Source organism: Achromobacter sp. MYb9 (assembly GCF_002975275.1).
Classification (GTDB): domain Bacteria; phylum Pseudomonadota; class Gammaproteobacteria; order Burkholderiales; family Burkholderiaceae_B; genus Achromobacter.
Window position 1 is genome coordinate 843,888 of sequence record NZ_PCOQ01000001.1, and the last position, 14,764, is coordinate 858,651.

At 66.5% G+C, this 14,764-nt stretch carries 15 protein-coding genes and 1 tRNA gene; 5 read left to right on the forward strand and 11 right to left on the reverse strand.

Translation table 11 applies throughout. The annotated features are described in order from the left end of the window. Nucleotides 1-2 precede the first annotated feature (2 nt). From CQ050_RS03830 to CQ050_RS03840, 3 genes are read left to right on the forward strand one after another with little or no spacing between them, the layout of a single operon-like run. Nucleotides 3-1,634: an FAD-dependent oxidoreductase gene (locus CQ050_RS03830; RefSeq protein ID WP_105555469.1), complete on the forward strand. Its 1,632-nt coding sequence runs from the start codon at nucleotides 3-5 to the stop codon at nucleotides 1,632-1,634. Then, nucleotides 1,631-1,858, forward strand: a complete 228-nt coding sequence (locus CQ050_RS03835; RefSeq protein WP_105555470.1) for a hypothetical protein — start codon at nucleotides 1,631-1,633, stop codon at nucleotides 1,856-1,858. Before CQ050_RS03830 ends, CQ050_RS03835 begins: the two co-directional genes overlap by 4 nt. Then, on the forward strand, nucleotides 1,855-2,319 hold the full coding sequence (locus CQ050_RS03840) for a MarR family winged helix-turn-helix transcriptional regulator (RefSeq protein ID WP_105555471.1): 465 nt from the start codon (nucleotides 1,855-1,857) through the stop codon (nucleotides 2,317-2,319). Before CQ050_RS03835 ends, CQ050_RS03840 begins: the two co-directional genes overlap by 4 nt. Here the strand turns inward: CQ050_RS03840 and CQ050_RS03845 are convergent. From CQ050_RS03845 to CQ050_RS03880, 8 genes are all read right to left on the reverse strand, one after another. Beyond that, a complete protein-coding gene (locus tag CQ050_RS03845; RefSeq protein WP_105555472.1) occupies nucleotides 2,316-2,642 on the reverse strand; it encodes a 4a-hydroxytetrahydrobiopterin dehydratase in 327 nt (108 codons plus the stop codon). The genes CQ050_RS03840 and CQ050_RS03845 overlap by 4 nt on opposite strands. Nucleotides 2,643-2,650: 8 nt before the next feature. Continuing rightward, on the reverse strand, nucleotides 2,651-3,298 hold the full coding sequence (locus tag CQ050_RS03850) for an OmpA family protein (RefSeq protein ID WP_105555473.1): 648 nt from the start codon (nucleotides 3,296-3,298) through the stop codon (nucleotides 2,651-2,653). 135 nt (nucleotides 3,299-3,433) lie between these two features. Further along, nucleotides 3,434-4,117 carry an HAD family hydrolase gene (locus CQ050_RS03855; RefSeq protein ID WP_105555474.1) on the reverse strand — a complete coding sequence of 228 codons (684 nt, stop codon included), beginning with the start codon at nucleotides 4,115-4,117 and terminating at the stop codon, nucleotides 3,434-3,436. A 96-nt stretch (nucleotides 4,118-4,213) separates the two neighbouring features. Next, nucleotides 4,214-4,852, reverse strand: coding sequence for a hypothetical protein (locus CQ050_RS03860; RefSeq protein WP_105555588.1), 639 nt, complete (start codon nucleotides 4,850-4,852; stop codon nucleotides 4,214-4,216). A gap of 108 nt (nucleotides 4,853-4,960) precedes the next feature. Then, on the reverse strand, nucleotides 4,961-5,623 hold the full coding sequence (gene pdeM / locus CQ050_RS03865) for a ligase-associated DNA damage response endonuclease PdeM (RefSeq protein WP_105555475.1): 663 nt from the start codon (nucleotides 5,621-5,623) through the stop codon (nucleotides 4,961-4,963). Next, nucleotides 5,604-8,069: a ligase-associated DNA damage response DEXH box helicase gene (locus CQ050_RS03870; protein WP_105555476.1), complete on the reverse strand. Its 2,466-nt coding sequence runs from the start codon at nucleotides 8,067-8,069 to the stop codon at nucleotides 5,604-5,606. The genes pdeM and CQ050_RS03870 overlap by 20 nt, the downstream gene beginning before the upstream one ends. Next, nucleotides 8,066-9,670, reverse strand: coding sequence for an ATP-dependent DNA ligase (locus tag CQ050_RS03875; protein WP_105555477.1), 1,605 nt, complete (start codon nucleotides 9,668-9,670; stop codon nucleotides 8,066-8,068). The genes CQ050_RS03870 and CQ050_RS03875 overlap by 4 nt, the downstream gene beginning before the upstream one ends. Nucleotides 9,671-9,691: 21 nt before the next feature. Beyond that, entirely contained in the window at nucleotides 9,692-10,696 is a 1,005-nt protein-coding gene (locus CQ050_RS03880; protein ID WP_105555478.1) for a ligase-associated DNA damage response exonuclease, read from the reverse strand. Nucleotides 10,697-10,899: 203 nt separating this feature from the next. Between CQ050_RS03880 and CQ050_RS03885 the strand changes: the two genes are divergently transcribed. Beyond that, nucleotides 10,900-11,985: a calcium:proton antiporter gene (locus tag CQ050_RS03885; RefSeq protein ID WP_105555479.1), complete on the forward strand. Its 1,086-nt coding sequence runs from the start codon at nucleotides 10,900-10,902 to the stop codon at nucleotides 11,983-11,985. A 36-nt stretch (nucleotides 11,986-12,021) separates the two neighbouring features. On the opposite strand, the gene nadE is transcribed toward CQ050_RS03885, so the two are convergent. From nadE to CQ050_RS03900, 3 genes are all read right to left on the reverse strand, one after another. Further along, nucleotides 12,022-12,855, reverse strand: coding sequence for an ammonia-dependent NAD(+) synthetase (nadE, locus tag CQ050_RS03890; protein WP_105555480.1), 834 nt, complete (start codon nucleotides 12,853-12,855; stop codon nucleotides 12,022-12,024). 157 nt (nucleotides 12,856-13,012) lie between these two features. Beyond that, nucleotides 13,013-13,088: transfer RNA gene (locus CQ050_RS03895), tRNA-Lys, on the reverse strand. 164 nt (nucleotides 13,089-13,252) lie between these two features. Further along, nucleotides 13,253-13,999, reverse strand: a complete 747-nt coding sequence (locus CQ050_RS03900) for an SDR family oxidoreductase (protein ID WP_105555481.1) — start codon at nucleotides 13,997-13,999, stop codon at nucleotides 13,253-13,255. Between the two features lie 115 nt (nucleotides 14,000-14,114). Between CQ050_RS03900 and CQ050_RS03905 the strand changes: the two genes are divergently transcribed. Beyond that, entirely contained in the window at nucleotides 14,115-14,759 is a 645-nt protein-coding gene (locus tag CQ050_RS03905; RefSeq protein WP_105555482.1) for a TetR/AcrR family transcriptional regulator, read from the forward strand. Nucleotides 14,760-14,764 lie beyond the last annotated feature (5 nt).

The window sequence follows — 14,764 nt, forward strand, 5'->3', positions numbered from 1 at the left end:
AGATGCCGCTCCCCTCGCACGTTCCCGTCCTGATTGCCGGCGGAGGCCCCGTCGGCCTGACGCTTGCCGCCCTGCTGGCCGAATACGGCATCGCCTCGCTGACGGTGGAAGCCGACGATGATTACTGCACCGGCAGCCGCGCGATCTGCATCTCGCGCCGGTCCCAGGAAATCCTGGGCTGGGCCGGCGCCGACCAGCCCCTTACGGCGACCGGCCTGCCCTGGACCGGCGGGCGCAGCTACTACCGCGACCGCGAAGTCCTGCACTTTGAAATGCCGCACGACCCGCTGCAACGCTATGCGCCGATGGTCAACATCCAGCAGTACTCGATCGAGGAATACGCCCATCAAGCCATGCAGCGCCATCCCGAACGGGCCGCGCTGCAATGGTCGGCCCGCGTAGCCGGGTTGCGCGCGGACGCCGACGGCGTGACGGTCGAGGTCGAGGTCGATGCGGGCGGGCAGCGCCAGACGGTGCGCGCCGACTGGCTGATCGCCTGCGACGGCGGACGCAGCACCGTGCGCGACGCGATGGGCCTGAAGCTGGAAGGCATGCAATACGAAGGCCGCTACGTCATCGTCGATATCGAGCAGGCGTCCACCCGCCCGGTCGAACGCCTGGCGTGGTTCGACCCCCCGTCCAACCCTGGTTCGACGCTGCTGATGCATCGGCAGCCGGGCAACGTATGGCGCGTGGATTACCAGATCCGCGACGACGAAGATGCCGACGAAGCCGTCAAGCCCGAGAACGTGCTGCCGCGCGTGCAAAGCCATCTGGACATGATTGGCGAGACCGCGCCCTGGAAGCCGCTGTGGATCTCCATCTACAACGCCAAATGCCTGACGCTGGACCAGTACCGCCACGGCCGCGTGCTGTTCGCCGGAGACGCCGGCCACCTTGTGCCGATCTTCGGCGTGCGCGGGCTGAATTCCGGCCTGGACGACGCCGGCAACCTGGCCTGGAAGCTGGCCTGGGTGCTGAAGGGCCAAGCCCCTGCCAGCCTGCTGGACAGCTACAGCACCGAACGCGTGCACGCCACCCGCCAAAACCTGGCCTACGGCGCCAAGAGCACCGAATTCATGGCGCCGCCGGATTTCGGCTTTCGCCTGATGCGCGAGGCCGCGCTACGCCTGGCCCTGGCGGACGACACCGTGCGGTCATTGATCAACCCGCGCCAATCCGCGCCTATTTCCTACGACACCTCGCCGCTGAATCTGGCCGACGGCGCGCCCCAAGCCGGCCCGGGCGCCGCGCCCGGCCAACCCGCGCCCGACGCATGGCTGCAGGACGGCGATGCGCCGCGCTATCTAAGCGCGTGCTTTGGCAAGGGCTTCGTGGCGCTGGCCGTTTCTCCGACCGCCGCGCTGGCGGCCGATCTGGATACGCTGGCGGCAAGCACGCAAGGGGCGCCGCATCCGCTGCGCATCGTGCGCGTGGGCGCCGGCGGCTGGGACGATGCGCATGGCCAATTGCAGCAACGCTACGGCGCCGCGGACGGCCTCGTCTATCTGCTGCGTCCCGACGGTTATGTGCTGGGCCGCTGGAATACCCCGGACGCCGCCCGCCTGCGCGCCGCCCTCGCCCCCTACTACCCTTCGATCACCGTATCCGCGCACAAGGAAGGCCAAGCATGAATCCCGAAGAACTGGACCAGGTGTACACCGGCATGGCGCAAGCGCTGACGCGCATGGGTGAACCGCGCGCGCCGCTATTTCTGTCGATACTCGGTTTGTCGCTGCTGAGCCGGCAGCCGGACGCCGCATCGGCGCTGGCGCTGCTGGCGCAGGCAGAAAGCGCCTGCCTGGGCGAAGACGCTGTGGCAAACTATCCCGCCCCCACTCCTGCCCGCCCGACGTGAAACCGCCCGCCCTGGAACGATTCCTGACCTATCGCCTGCACGTGCTCAACAAGATCACGGACCGGGACACGAATCGCGCCTATGTGTCGGACTGCGGCATTCCCTTGGGTGAAGCGCGCTGCCTGGCGGCCATTGGCCGCTACGCGCCGCTGTCCGTCAACGACCTGGCGCGATCGGCCAACCTGAACAAGGGCCAGGCCAGCCGTTCGGCGCAAGCGCTGGTCGAACGCGGGCTGGTCGAAAAGACGCTGTCCGCGTCCGACGGGCGCGGCGTGGTGCTGACGCCGACGGCCGCCGGCCTGGCGCAGTACCAGCGCATCATCGCCCTGATCGCGCAACGCAACGACGAGATCTTCGCTTGCCTGGATGCGGACGAACAGCGCGCCCTGGGCGACATGCTGGATCGCCTGATCGACCATCTGCAAGCCCGGGAAGACGACACGGACGGCGAAGACGGCTAGGCGCCGGCCGCAGGCGCCGTGGCCCCCATCTGCGCGGCGGCCTCGTCCATGAACTGCGCCATGCGCACGTCCAATTCGGTCACGCCGCCGGCGTCATGGGTGGTCAGCGTCACATCCACCCGGTTGTAGACGTTGGTCCACTCCGGGTGGTGGTTCAGCTTTTCCGCGAACATGGCCACCCGCGCCATGAATCCGAACGCCGCATTGAAGTTCGGAAAGCGGAAGCGCTTTTCGATGGCGTCGCGCGTGGCCGCGGCCTGCCAGCCGGACAGCGCGGCCACGGCGATATCGGACCCGATACGGGCGGGAGGAAACATGCTCATGACAGCCCCTATTGCTTGACCGCGTACAGGTAGATTTCCACGCGCCGATTCAGCGCGCGCCCTTCGGCGGTTGCATTATCGCCGATGGGATCGTTCGGGCCGCGCCCTTCCGCCGCCATGCGGCCGGCCGCCACGCCTTGCTTGGCCAGGTAGTCCGTCACGCTCTTGGCGCGGTTGACCGACAAGGTCTGGTTATGCGCCAACGCCCCCGTGCTGTCCGTATGGCCGACCACCTTGGTGCGCAGCTCTGGATGCTGGTTGAGCGAACGCGCCACGCTGTCCAGCACCGGCAGCAAGGCGGGCTTCAACTGCGTCTTATCCGTGTCGAACGACACGCCACTGGGAATATTGACCTTCAGGCTGCCATCGGGCATTTCCACGACGTCGATCCCCAGGGACGACGCGCCGGATTGCTGCACATCTTCTTTGACGACCTTCCAGTTGTAGCCCACCAGGCCGCCCGCCACCGCACCGATGCCGGCGCCGATCGCCGCCCCCTTGCCGTGCCCGATCAGGGCGCCGATACCGGCGCCGACCGCCGCCCCCGCCCCCGTGCCCACGGCGGTGTTCGTCTGCTGCTGCGTAGCGCAGCCCGCCAGCAGCGCTCCTGCCGCCGCAACCACCGCGATCCGGTTGAATATTGTTCTTGAGTTCATGGCAACCTCCACTATCCCGTGGTGCGCCGGATTATTCCGGCGTAAGCCATGCTAGCAAGCGCGGACAAGGGCACCGGCAACATTTTGTACTACGCACACGGCCAGTCCAGGCTGCCGCCGCGCGCGCCAAGCCGCTCAACCGTTGCGGAACCGGGCCAGCCACGGCAGCGCGGCGTCCAGCCGGGGCGACTCCCGTTCCGGCGCCGGCGCGCCTTGCGGCAACGACAACCCCACCCGGTTGTGCCAATACGTGCGCAGCCCGACCTTGCTGGTGCCGAACAGGTCATAGCCCGAGCCGGCGACGAACGCGGCATCCTCCGGACGCACCTGCAAACGCGCCAGCGCCAGGGCATACGGCCGGGGATCGGGCTTGTAGAAACCGGCCTCTTCCGACGTCACCACCACATCCCAATCGACCCCCAGCAGGCTGGCGGCCTGGCGGCCCAGGCGGTCGGAACAGTTGGTAACCACGCCCAGCCGGCAATGCGGGCGCAACGCCTGCAACAATTCCCGTGCGCCGTCCCAGGCGGGCAATTCAGCCCAATGCGCTTCCAGCGCATCCGGGGCGCTGGCCGGCAGGCCGACCGCGGCGGCGGCTTCCTGCACCAGTTGCTCGTATGGCTGATAAGCGCCGCAGCCATAGGTGCGGCGCAAATACTCGGCACGCCACGCACGGCCCAGGGCCTCCGTGCCCGCCGCGCGGTTCCAGACGGTCCACGAATCCAGCAAGGCGGTCAGCAGGTCGAACAGCACCGCGCGCGGGTAGCCGGACGGGGCATCGGTATCCGGAAAATCAGCGGGACCTTGGTGGGGGGACATGCGGGCACTCCTGGGATGGCAATGCGGCCACTATAAAGAGCCTTGCGCCCGCTGTGATTCAGCGTGCCTTTACTCATCGTTAAGCCCACGCTTAACTCAAACCCGCTTGCCTGCCAGCATCGCCAAGCCGAACAACGCCCCCAACCCGCCGACAATCGCCAGCGGCACCGACGGTTCGCGCAGATTCAACGCCATGACGGCCGCCCCCACGCCCAGGGCCGTGATCACCGCGCCAACCAAGCGGGCGCCCGTTGATCCGTAGAAATGCGTCCGCCGCGCCGGCTCCGTGCCCGCCGGCTGACGCTTCTGCCAAGCCTGAAGCGCGGCCTGGAATTCACGCAGCAAGCGCTCACGATTGGGCGCGTCGACCGGGCTGACGAGCAGCGTGGGACGCCCCGGCCGGACCAGCTTCAGGAAATCGTCGGTGCCCCACCGGGTCAAGTCGGCAAACGCAACCGGTGCGCGCCGCGAGAACACCAGCCCGTCCGGCATCACCGTGACTCGGTTGCGGGTGGGAAACCCTTTGAAGGCCACGAGGGGGGGCGCCAGCAGTCCGGCCAGCGCCACAATGGCCGCCCAGAGCACCGGGCCACGGTTGAACACCACCAGCATGAAGCCGCCGGCTGCCAGCGCGAATGCCAGCGGCACCGACAACTGATGCCAACGGGTATAGACCGCCGCCTGGATGCCATCGGCGCCCCCGGGTGTCGATCCGCGGCAGGCACGGTCAGGCATGTTCATCCGCCCTGGACATGCCCGGCGCCTTCAACGCGGCAATCCCTTTTTCGCGCATTTTTTTCTCCATTTGCTTACGTTCCGCGGTGCCCGTGCCCGCCCTTCAGTCTACGACGTGAATCCTATCGCCAAGGCGCTGCCCTCCACGCATGCGACGAGCCTGCTGCCATCGCCCGCGTCGACGGCATGCCCACCGGTAAAGTCAGAAAACGCAGGCAACACGGTCATGCCGTCCCGTAACCAGAACGCGGGCCAACTGCGGGCCACGCCAGGCACGCGGGTCTTTGGATGCACGTGGCCCGCGATGACGTGTCCGCCGTGCGGGTCGGCGTACGGAAGATGCCGGAACAGAAACGGCCCGTCGGCCATCGATTCACCCAGTTGCCTGATATTCAGCGCAGCGCCATCCAGCGCGCGGTCATGGTTGCCGGTCAGGGCAGCCACGTCCAGCGCGGCATGCCGCTTGCGCCATTGCGTCCAGGTGTCGCGCCAGCCCGCCTGGGCCATCGGCCCATGCAGCACATCGCCCACGATCCATAACTGCTGCGCACCGGTGGAATCCAGCAGCCGGTCCAGGCGCATCAGGTCATCCCGGGTCGCGCCTTGCGGAACGGCGATGCCCGCCTGGCGAAACACATGGCTCTTGCCCAGATGCAAGTCCGCGATGATCAGGCGCGACCGCGCCGGCCAGTACATGGCGCGATCACCCAGCAGCACCACCGGTTCGTCCGCCAAATTCACGGACAACCCTTCATCCCGCGATTCGGGCATAGCGCTTCTCCAGTTGCGCCGCGGCGCGCCTGACGCGAGCCTGCCAGGTTTCGGTGCTGAGCTGGCCGCGCAGGCTTTCGGTCCATAGCGGAAAGGACAGCGGCGTCAGCGCGCGCGGCGCGCGCAGATCCAGCGACCGCGTCGCGCAATCGTGCAAGGCCGCCAGCAGGCGCGGGGCTTCCAGCTGGATTTCAAGGACTTCCCTTTCCGCCTGCGCCAATAGCAGATGATCGGGATCGTAGCGGCGCAGCACGTCGAACAACAGTCCGCTGGACGCCTGCACCTGACGCAGCGAGCGTGCCGCGCGCCCCGGCAGCGAAGGGGTCAGCAAGCCGGCCACGCGGGCAATTTCGCGGAACTGGCGGCGCGCCAACTCTCCCAGATTGACGCCGCTGCGCAGATCAACGTCCATCTGCTCGGGGCTAAGCCATTCCCGCAGCAGCGCGTCGTCCAGTTCCGCAGGCTCGGCCAGCGTCAGCATCAGCCCGTAGTCGTTGACCGTATAAGAAAACGTGTTGGCCTGCCGCCGGCCCCACCGCAGCGCGATCATGGCGGCCATGCCTTCATGGACGGCGCGCCCCGCGAAAGGGAACAGGAACAGATGCATGCCGCGGCGCGTGACGATGCGCTCGGCCAGCAGACGGCCGGGGCCCGGCAGCCCGCTGGCCGAGCGCTGGATTCGCAGCAGCGGTTCCACGGCGCGCATCTCCGCGTGGCGGCCCGGATGGGTGAAGAGGCTTTCGACCTCGCTCGCCAGCTGCGTGGACAACGGCATGCGCCCGCCCTGCCAGGTCGCCACGGGCCCCTTGCCGCCCTTGGCGCGGCGCACATAGGCGGTCATGCCTTCCAGCCGCACCAGTTCCAGCGTCCGGCCGGCGAACTGGAAGTGATCCCCCGGACGCAGGCGCGCCAAAAACCCCTCTTCCACCGCCCCCAGCCCACCGCCCCGCAAGTACTTCACCGAGACGGCGCCGTCGGCAGTGATGGTGCCGATCGACAGCCGGTGCCGCAGCGCGATGCGGCGGTCATGAACGCGGTAGCAGCCATCGTCGTCCCGTTGCACCCGGCGGAATTCGGGATAGTTCTCCAGTGCCCGGCCGCCTTGAACGATGAAGTCCAGCACCGCCTGCCACGAGGCGGTGTCCAGGGCAGCATAGGCGTGCGTGCCCCGGACTTCCTCATACAGCTCGGCGGCATTGAAGCCGCCGCCCAAGGCCAAGGTCACCGCGTGCTGCGCCAGCACATCCAGGCTGCCGCGCGGCGGGGGCCGCGACTCGATGGCGCCGCGCGCAATCGCCTGGCGGGCAGCGGCATATTCGATCAGTTCCAGGGCTTGCGCCGGCACGCAGATCACATGGCCGGACTCGCCCGGCCGGTGCCTGGCGCGGCCGGCCCGCTGCAACAACCGGGCCACGCCTTTGGGGCTGCCAATCTGCAGCACCTGGTCCACGGCAGGAAAGTCGACGCCCAGATCCAGGCTCGACGTCGCCACCACGCAGCGCATCACGCCGTCGCGCAGCCCCTGCTCGGCCTGCGCCCGCAGTTTGGGATCCAGCGAACCGTGATGCAGCGCCAGCGTGGACGCCGCTTCGGGCCAGATGGATTCCAATGCGCGGTGCCATAGCTCGGCCTGCGCGCGGGTGTTGGTGAACAACAGACTGGTCCGCACATCGAACAGGCGCTTGAACACGCGCGGCAACTGAGACAGCCCCAGGTGCCCCGCCCACGGCAACGCGCCGCTGCGCTCGGGCAGCAACGTCGAAATGACGACCTTCCGCGGCGCGGCGCCCGCGACCAGGGGGCTATCCGGCGCATGCGGCAACAGCACCGCGCGGGCTTCCTCCAGGTTGCCCAGCGTGGCCGACAGCCCCCATGTGCGCAACGCCGGCGACAAGCGGCGCAATCGCGCCAGGCACAATTGCAGCAGCACGCCGCGCTTGTTGCCCAGCAGTTCATGCCATTCGTCGACCACGACGCAACGCAGCGCGCGAAAACGCTGCGACGCATCCGCGTAAGACAGCAACAGCGCCAGCGATTCCGGCGTGATCACCAGCACGTCCGCCTTGCCCTGGCGAGCCAGGCGCTTGTCGCGCGCGCTGGCATCGCCCGTCCGCAGCGCGACGGTCCAATCGACCTCCATTTCGTGGGCCGTTTGCGCCAACGCCAGCGCCGTATCGGCCGCCAGCGCGCGCAGCGGCGTCACCCACAGCACGCGTGGCCCCGCGCCGGCCACGGGCAGGGCCAGGGCGGGGTCGGCCAAGGCTTCAAGCAGCGGCCCGCCAAACGCGGCCAGCGTCTTGCCGCTACCGGTCGGCGTGTGCAGCAGCCCGGATTCGCCCGCCAGATAGCGGCGCCAGGTCTCGCGCTGGAACACGGCCGGCTTCCACCCGCGCGCCTGGAACCAGGCCGACAGCCGAGCATCCCAACCGCGCGGCGTTGCGGTCATCGCGCCAGCGCCTTCAGGGTGTCCAGTTGATCCGCTTCAGCGGCGGGCTTGTCATGCCGCCAACGCAGGATCCGGGGAAACCGCACGGCGACGCCGGATTTGTGCCGCTTGGACAGGTTGACGCCTTCAAAACCCAGTTCGAAGACCTGCACGGGATCGACCGACCGGACCGGACCGAACCGTTCACGCGTGTGGGCGCGCAGCCAGCGGTCCAGCGCCAGAATCTCTTTGTCGTCCAGGCCCGAATAGGCTTTGGCGATAGGCACCAGCGTATCGCCCTGCCACAAGCCAAAGGTGTAGTCGGTGTAGAGCGTGCTACGGCGGCCGTGGCCGGCCTGCGCGTACAGCAGCACGGCATCGATCGTCAACGGGTCGATCTTCCACTTCCACCAGTCGCCACGCCGCCGTCCGCTCTGATAGCCAGCGCGACGACGCTTCAACATGAAGCCTTCGACGCCGCGTTCGCGCGCTTCCTCGCGCAGCGCCGCGGCAGCGTCCCAACTGGCGGGCATCACGATCGGCGAAAGGCAAAGGCGCGCATCGGGCTGGCGGCGCAGCAACGTTTCCAGTTGCTCGCGGCGCTCGGCCTGAGGCCGCTCGCGCATATCGGCGCCATTCAGTTCCAGCAGGTCGTAGGCCAGCATGCGGACAGGCGCGTCGGCCAGCCACTTGGGGCCCGGCTTCAACCGTTGAATCCGCGTTTGCAACGCCGAGAACGGCATGGGTTGCGCCGCGTCTTCTTGCCATGCAAGCAGTTCGCCATCCAGCACGCAATCCACATCCAGCGCCGCCGCGGCCGCTTCCACTTCGGGAAAGCGGCCATCCAGGCGCTCTTCGCCGCGCGACCACAACGCCACCTCGCCATGACGCCGGATCAGTTGGGTGCGGATGCCGTCCCACTTCCATTCCAACAACCAGTCATCAATGGGCCCGAGCGTCGACGGCGGACTTTCCAGCGGCGACGCCAGAAAGAACGGGTATGGCTGCTGGCGGTCACCGGGCAGGTCCTCGGCACTGAGCAGGTCGCGCAAGAAAGCCGGGCTGGGTTCCCAGGCGCCCAGCATGCGTTGGGCGATCCGCGCAATCGGCACGCCCGACATCTCGGCTAGCGCCTGCTGCACCATGCGTTGGGATACGCCGACACGCAACGCGCCGGTCAGCAGTTTGTTGAATACCAGGCGCTCATCGAACGGCAGGCCAAGCCACGCCGATACGACGACGTCGCGCCGCTCGGCCTCGTCACGATTGGCGACCGGCAGCAACCGCTCTTCGATCCAGTCCGCCAAACCGCGCTCCGGCGCGGGATGAGCGGGATCGGGCATCAGCAAGGCCAGCGTTTCGGCCAGGTCGCCAACTTGGTCATAACTGGCGTCGACCAGCCAGGGCGCGGTGCCCGACGCGGCGGCTGCCCAGGCGCGCAATTCGGCCACGCCCGCGATCTTGCGCCGCGCGCTGGTGATTTTTCCGCCAGCAAGCAGATAAAGCGCCCAGGCGGCGTCGCGTGGTGGCGCGTCGCGGAAGTACGCCGCCACCGCGCCACGTTTATCCAAGGTGGCGGTGCTGCGGTCCAGCTCTTGATACAGCGCTGCGAATCGCTTCATGCCAGGGTGCGCCTCCTAGGTCTAGTCGTCCTCGCCATACTGGGTGGCCAGCGTTTCGGCCGCCACGCCGGCTTCGTTCAGCGTGCGCACCAGCGCGTCGGTATCGCCATGCGTGGCGATGACGCGGCGCGCGCCGGTGTCATGGATGGTTCGCAACAAATCCGGCCAGTCCGCATGGTCTGACACGACAAAGCCACGGTCCATGTTGCGGCGGCGCCGATTGCCCCGCAACCGCATCCAGCCCGATGCGAAGCCATGCTGGGCCTTGCGGAAGCGCCGCAGCCACGCGCTGCCGGCGGCCGACGGCGGCGCAATGATCAGCTCGCCCGCGAAGCCGGCCCTTGAGGCCGGCGAGTCGCCATCGGCGTCGATCACCCCTTGCGTGTCGGCCATGTCGATGCCGGCATGCCGGTACACATCCACACCGGCCGCGATAGCACCATGCACGTAGACCGGCCGGTCGATGAACGGCTTGAGTTCCGCCAATACGCGCTGCGCCTTGCCCAACGCGTAGCAATAGAGAATAGCGGCCTCGCCGCGTGCCGCGCAGTGGTCGCGCCATTGCACGATGTCCTGTGCCACGTCCGCCGTGCCGGGCCAACGATAGATGGGCAGGCCGAACGTGGCTTCGGTGATGAACGTGTCGCAAGCAACGACTTCAAACGGGCTGCACGTCGGGTCCGGCTGCCGCTTGTAGTCGCCCGACACCACCCAGGTCTGGCCGTCGGCCTCGATGCGAACCTGGGCGGAACCCAGCACGTGGCCAGCCGGGTGCAACGATACGCGGGCATTGCCAAGCATGAACGGCTGACCATATTCATGCACGCGATAGTCTTGATCGCCCAATCGCCATTGCAGGATCGGCAGGCCTTCGGCGCTGGTGTGATAGCAGCCCATCCCCACCCGGGCGTGGTCGCCATGGCCATGCGTCAGCACGGCGGTCGCCACCGGCCGCCACGGATCGATGTAGAACTGGCCTGCCGGGCAGTACAGGCCTTCGGGACGCAATTGCACGACATCGCGCATGGGGCTCTCCGGGCACAGCGCTTGCTGACAAAACGTTCAGGTCCCGCAGCCAATGCGCCGCGGGTCGGCAACGATTCACGATACTCCAAAAGACAATATGCGAAACCGACACATTCTGACGCTTGTTGTGCTCGTGGTCATCTTTGCGGTGGCCATGTCCCTCGTGCCCTGGTAGCTCGGGCCGAGCCACCTGTTCGGTCCAGATGAAATCCATTCTTCAGTCCGAGAAATCCCTGCTTCTGGCATTTGCCGTCGCAGCGGCAGGCTATGCGGTGGACACCCCGTTGGCGGGCTTTGGCCGGCTCGCCAGTGTGTCCGAGACAATCCTTCTAATCGGAGCGATCCTGGCAGCGTCGCTGAATGTGGCGCGCCATGCCGAACGCATTGCCCAGAAACTGGGCGACCCCTACGGCAGCATGATCCTGACGCTGTCGGCGGTACTGGTCGAAGTCATCGTGTTGGCGACCGTCTCCGCCAAAACCGGCTCGCCCACGTTGGTGCGTGACAGTATTTATTCAGCCGTCATGCTCGACATCAACGGCCTTCTCGGCATCGCCGCCCTAATCGGTGGCTTCAGGCACGGAGAACAGGCCTACAACGACGATTCCGCCCGCACCTATAGCGTCATGATCCTGACCGCGGTCACGGTGTCCATGATCATTCCCGAATTCGTTCCCCAGGCCGACTGGCGCACCTATAGCGCCTTCACGATCGTGGCGATGCTGCTGCTGTACGGCGTATTCCTCCGCATGCAAACCGGCCCGCACAGCTATTTTTTCAGCTACAGCTACCCCGACAAGAAAACCCGCCGGCCCGCGCCGGCCCCCGCTTCCACGGGTTGGCGATACTCGGCCGCGATGATGGCGTGCGGCATCATCGCCGTGGGGCTTCTTGCCGAACTCATGTCGCACTCGCTTGATCGCAGCCTGAAAGGCGTCAATGTTCCCGCTGGCCTGGTTGCCCTGATCGTGGCCGGCATTTCGGCGGCGCCGGAAATGCTGACCGCGGTGCGCGCCGCGCTAGCCAATCGCATGCAGTCGGTGGTGAACATCGCCCTTGGCGCCTCGCTGTCCACGGTCATACTCACCGTCTCCGCCATGGAGGCCATGGCGCTGATTTCCGGGCAACGCATCGACCTGGCCATGACGCCGCCGCAGACGTTGATGATGCTGGTGACGCTGTTGGTCGCGGCGATCAACTTGAATGACGGCCAGACCAACGCCATAGAAGGCATGACGCACTTCATCCTGTTCACGACCTTTCTGATGTTGCTGGCACTGGGCCTGTAGCGATCATTCGCGCCCGCCACATGGCATTGCGCTATGTCAGGGCGCCACGGGCAGGCGGCGTTTGTGCGCGGTGGCCTGGTACTGGCGGCGAATAATCGCGGCAGCCCGCTCGGACACGGCTTGGCCTTCCAGGAAGGAGTCGATGTCGTCGTATGTCACGCCAAAGGCTTCCTCGTCCGGACGCAACGGCGACAGCGACTCCAGATCGGCGGTGGGTACCTTGACGATCAGCTGCGCGGGCGCGCCAAGAAGGAGCGCAAGCGCACGTACCTGCCGTTTTGTCAGGCCGCTGAGTGGAACGACATCGGCGGCGCCGTCGCCATACTTGGTAAAGAAGCCCATCACCGCTTCTGCCGCCTGATCGGTTCCGATGACCAGACAGTCCAAGGCCCCCGCGATCGCGTATTGCGCCACCATGCGCTGCCGGGCCTTGATGTTGCCCGCCACGAAATCTTCCATGGCCGCATCATTGAAGGCCAGGCCCGCAGACACCAGCGCATCACGTTGCGCCTCCACGGCAGGCTTGATGTCCACGCGCATCCGGTGATCCGCCCCGACGAATTCAAGCGCCAGGGCGGCGTCGTCTTCATCTTTTTGTTCGCCGTGTGGCAAGCGTACGCCGACGAATGTCGCGCTTCCGCCACCTGCGCGAATGCGCTCCACCGCAAGTTGGGCCATCCTGCCCGCCACCAATGAATCAACACCCCCGCTGATCCCAAGTACGTATCCGGCTTTCCGGCTTGCCAACAGATAGTCTTGAAGAAAATTAATCCTGGCCTCGAGCTCAGCGGCGGCATCGAAGTCCCGCAGCACGCCCAGCGAGCGGGCGATGGCCGCGTGTCCGTTCCCAGCGTCAAAGTTCTCTTTCATGGTCGGCTCCCAATGACGAAAGAGCCTTTAGCAAGTGGTATGCCCAAAACGCCTGCCGGCTTTCTGGGTGCGCGGGGGAATCGGGGGGACCGTTTTCCTGAGGCAATAAAAAACGCCCTAGTCGCTAAGCGGCTAAGGCGTCTTTCATCTTGAATTCTGGTGGGCTGTGAGTGGCTCGAACACTCGACCTACGGATTAAGAGTCCGCTGCTCTACCAACTGAGCTAACAGCCCTGCAATCCACTCATTTCCGATTCGTTTTCAACTGCGCTTTACCGTTGCCGGTGCGGTGCCGCTGTCTGCGTTTCGTTATGTGTGCAGTGCGAAGAAGCAAGATTATATGTAGGTTTTTTGGTTTGTGCAAGTCATGTGCCAAAAAACTTTTCACGCCCGCCGCATCACGCGGCGTAGCCGCCGTCCACCGCCAGGCTCGCGCCCGTGATGTAGCGCCCTTCGGGGCCCGCCAGGAACGCCACCATGCCGGCGATGTCGCGGGTTTCGCCATAGTGCGGCAGGGACAGCACGGCCACCAATTCGCCCGCGCGTTCGCCGTCCGCCGGATTCATATCCGTGTTGATCGGGCCGGGATGCACGACGTTGACGGTGATGCCGCGCGTGCCGAGGTCGCGCGCCAGGCCTTGCGTCAATCCGACCAGCGCGGACTTGCTGGCGGCATACAGCGCGACGCCGGCTCGCCCCGCGCGGCCGGCCAGGCAACTACCGATATTGATGATGCGGCCGCCGTCCGGCATGGACGCCTGTGCCGTGCGGATCGCGACGAAAGGCGCGCGAACGTTGATGTCCATCGTGCGCTCGTAGTCGTCCACGCTGGTGTCGCCAATCAGGCCCGCGACGAAGATCCCCGCGTTGTTGACCAGCACATCCACCGGGCCCAATTCCTTGATCGCGGCTTCCACCGCCTGCCGCACCGCCAGCGCGTCTTCGGAATCGGCCTGGATCGCAAGCGCGCGGCGCCCCTCCACGGTCAGTTCCCCGGCAAGCGCCTGCGCAGCGTCGGCGGACGACGCGCTGACATAGGTGAACGCCACATCGGCGCCATCGGCGGCCAGTCGTCGCACGATGGCCGCGCCGATGCCTCGGCTGCCGCCGGTCACGAATGCCACTTTTCCAGTCAGGTTGCCCATCGCTCTTCCTTAATTTGTAGTGATCAGTACAAATATCATCGCCGTATCGCGACGCGGGCGTCAATCATTTTTTTATCGATCAACACAAAATTACTGTCATGGGTAAAATCGCCGCATGGCAGAACGTGGGCGCCCCCGGAGCTTCGACCGGGCCCAGGCCTTGCAAAAGGCCATGGAAATCTTCTGGTCGAAGGGATATGAAGGAGCATCGCTAACCGATCTGACGGAGGCGATGGGCATCAACTCGCCCAGCCTTTACGGCGCGTTCGGCTCAAAAGAAGGACTATTCCGCGAAGCCGTCGAGCTCTACCGCCAAACAGAGGGCGGCTCGTCGCGGCGCGCGCTGCAAAACGCGCCCACGGCGCGCGGTGGCATCGAGTCCATGTTGATGGCCGCAGCCGAACGCTTCACCGCCCCCGGCCAGCCGCCGGGCTGCATGATCGTGCTGGGCGCGCCGTCGGGCAGCGTCAACCACGCCAGCGTGGGCGGCTTTCTGTGCGACAACCGGCGCGACATGCAGGGCCGCATCCTGGCCCGCCTGAACGCGGGTGTCGCCCAAGGCGAATTGCCGGTGGGCGCCGACACGAAGAGCCTTGCGGCCTTCTACACGACCGTGCTGCACGGCATGTCCATCCAGGCGCGCGACGGCGCCACCCGCAAGACGCTGCAAGGCGTGGCGCGCCAAGCCATGTGCGCCTGGGATGCCCTGACCGCAGGCCCGCCGCTTTCCGGCCTTGCGCCGGCCAGCGCCCGCGGCTGACGGAT

What these genes read in the sequence shown, in the direction of transcription:
- CQ050_RS03905 (WP_105555482.1), top strand. Translation starts at nt 14,115, where the DNA reads ATGGCAGAACGTGGGCGCCCCCGGAGCTTCGACCGGGCCCAGGCCTTG.
- CQ050_RS03860 (WP_105555588.1), bottom strand. Translation starts at nt 4,852, where the DNA reads ATGCCTGACCGTGCCTGCCGCGGATCGACACCCGGGGGCGCCGATGGC.
- CQ050_RS03855 (WP_105555474.1), bottom strand. Translation starts at nt 4,117, where the DNA reads ATGTCCCCCCACCAAGGTCCCGCTGATTTTCCGGATACCGATGCCCCG.
- CQ050_RS03885 (WP_105555479.1), top strand. Translation starts at nt 10,900, where the DNA reads ATGAAATCCATTCTTCAGTCCGAGAAATCCCTGCTTCTGGCATTTGCC.
- pdeM (WP_105555475.1), bottom strand. Translation starts at nt 5,623, where the DNA reads ATGCCCGAATCGCGGGATGAAGGGTTGTCCGTGAATTTGGCGGACGAA.
- CQ050_RS03830 (WP_105555469.1), top strand. Translation starts at nt 3, where the DNA reads ATGCCGCTCCCCTCGCACGTTCCCGTCCTGATTGCCGGCGGAGGCCCC.
- nadE (WP_105555480.1), bottom strand. Translation starts at nt 12,855, where the DNA reads ATGAAAGAGAACTTTGACGCTGGGAACGGACACGCGGCCATCGCCCGC.
- CQ050_RS03875 (WP_105555477.1), bottom strand. Translation starts at nt 9,670, where the DNA reads ATGAAGCGATTCGCAGCGCTGTATCAAGAGCTGGACCGCAGCACCGCC.
- CQ050_RS03880 (WP_105555478.1), bottom strand. Translation starts at nt 10,696, where the DNA reads ATGCGCGATGTCGTGCAATTGCGTCCCGAAGGCCTGTACTGCCCGGCA.
- CQ050_RS03835 (WP_105555470.1), top strand. Translation starts at nt 1,631, where the DNA reads ATGAATCCCGAAGAACTGGACCAGGTGTACACCGGCATGGCGCAAGCG.
- CQ050_RS03870 (WP_105555476.1), bottom strand. Translation starts at nt 8,069, where the DNA reads ATGACCGCAACGCCGCGCGGTTGGGATGCTCGGCTGTCGGCCTGGTTC.
- CQ050_RS03900 (WP_105555481.1), bottom strand. Translation starts at nt 13,999, where the DNA reads ATGGGCAACCTGACTGGAAAAGTGGCATTCGTGACCGGCGGCAGCCGA.
- CQ050_RS03850 (WP_105555473.1), bottom strand. Translation starts at nt 3,298, where the DNA reads ATGAACTCAAGAACAATATTCAACCGGATCGCGGTGGTTGCGGCGGCA.
- CQ050_RS03845 (WP_105555472.1), bottom strand. Translation starts at nt 2,642, where the DNA reads ATGAGCATGTTTCCTCCCGCCCGTATCGGGTCCGATATCGCCGTGGCC.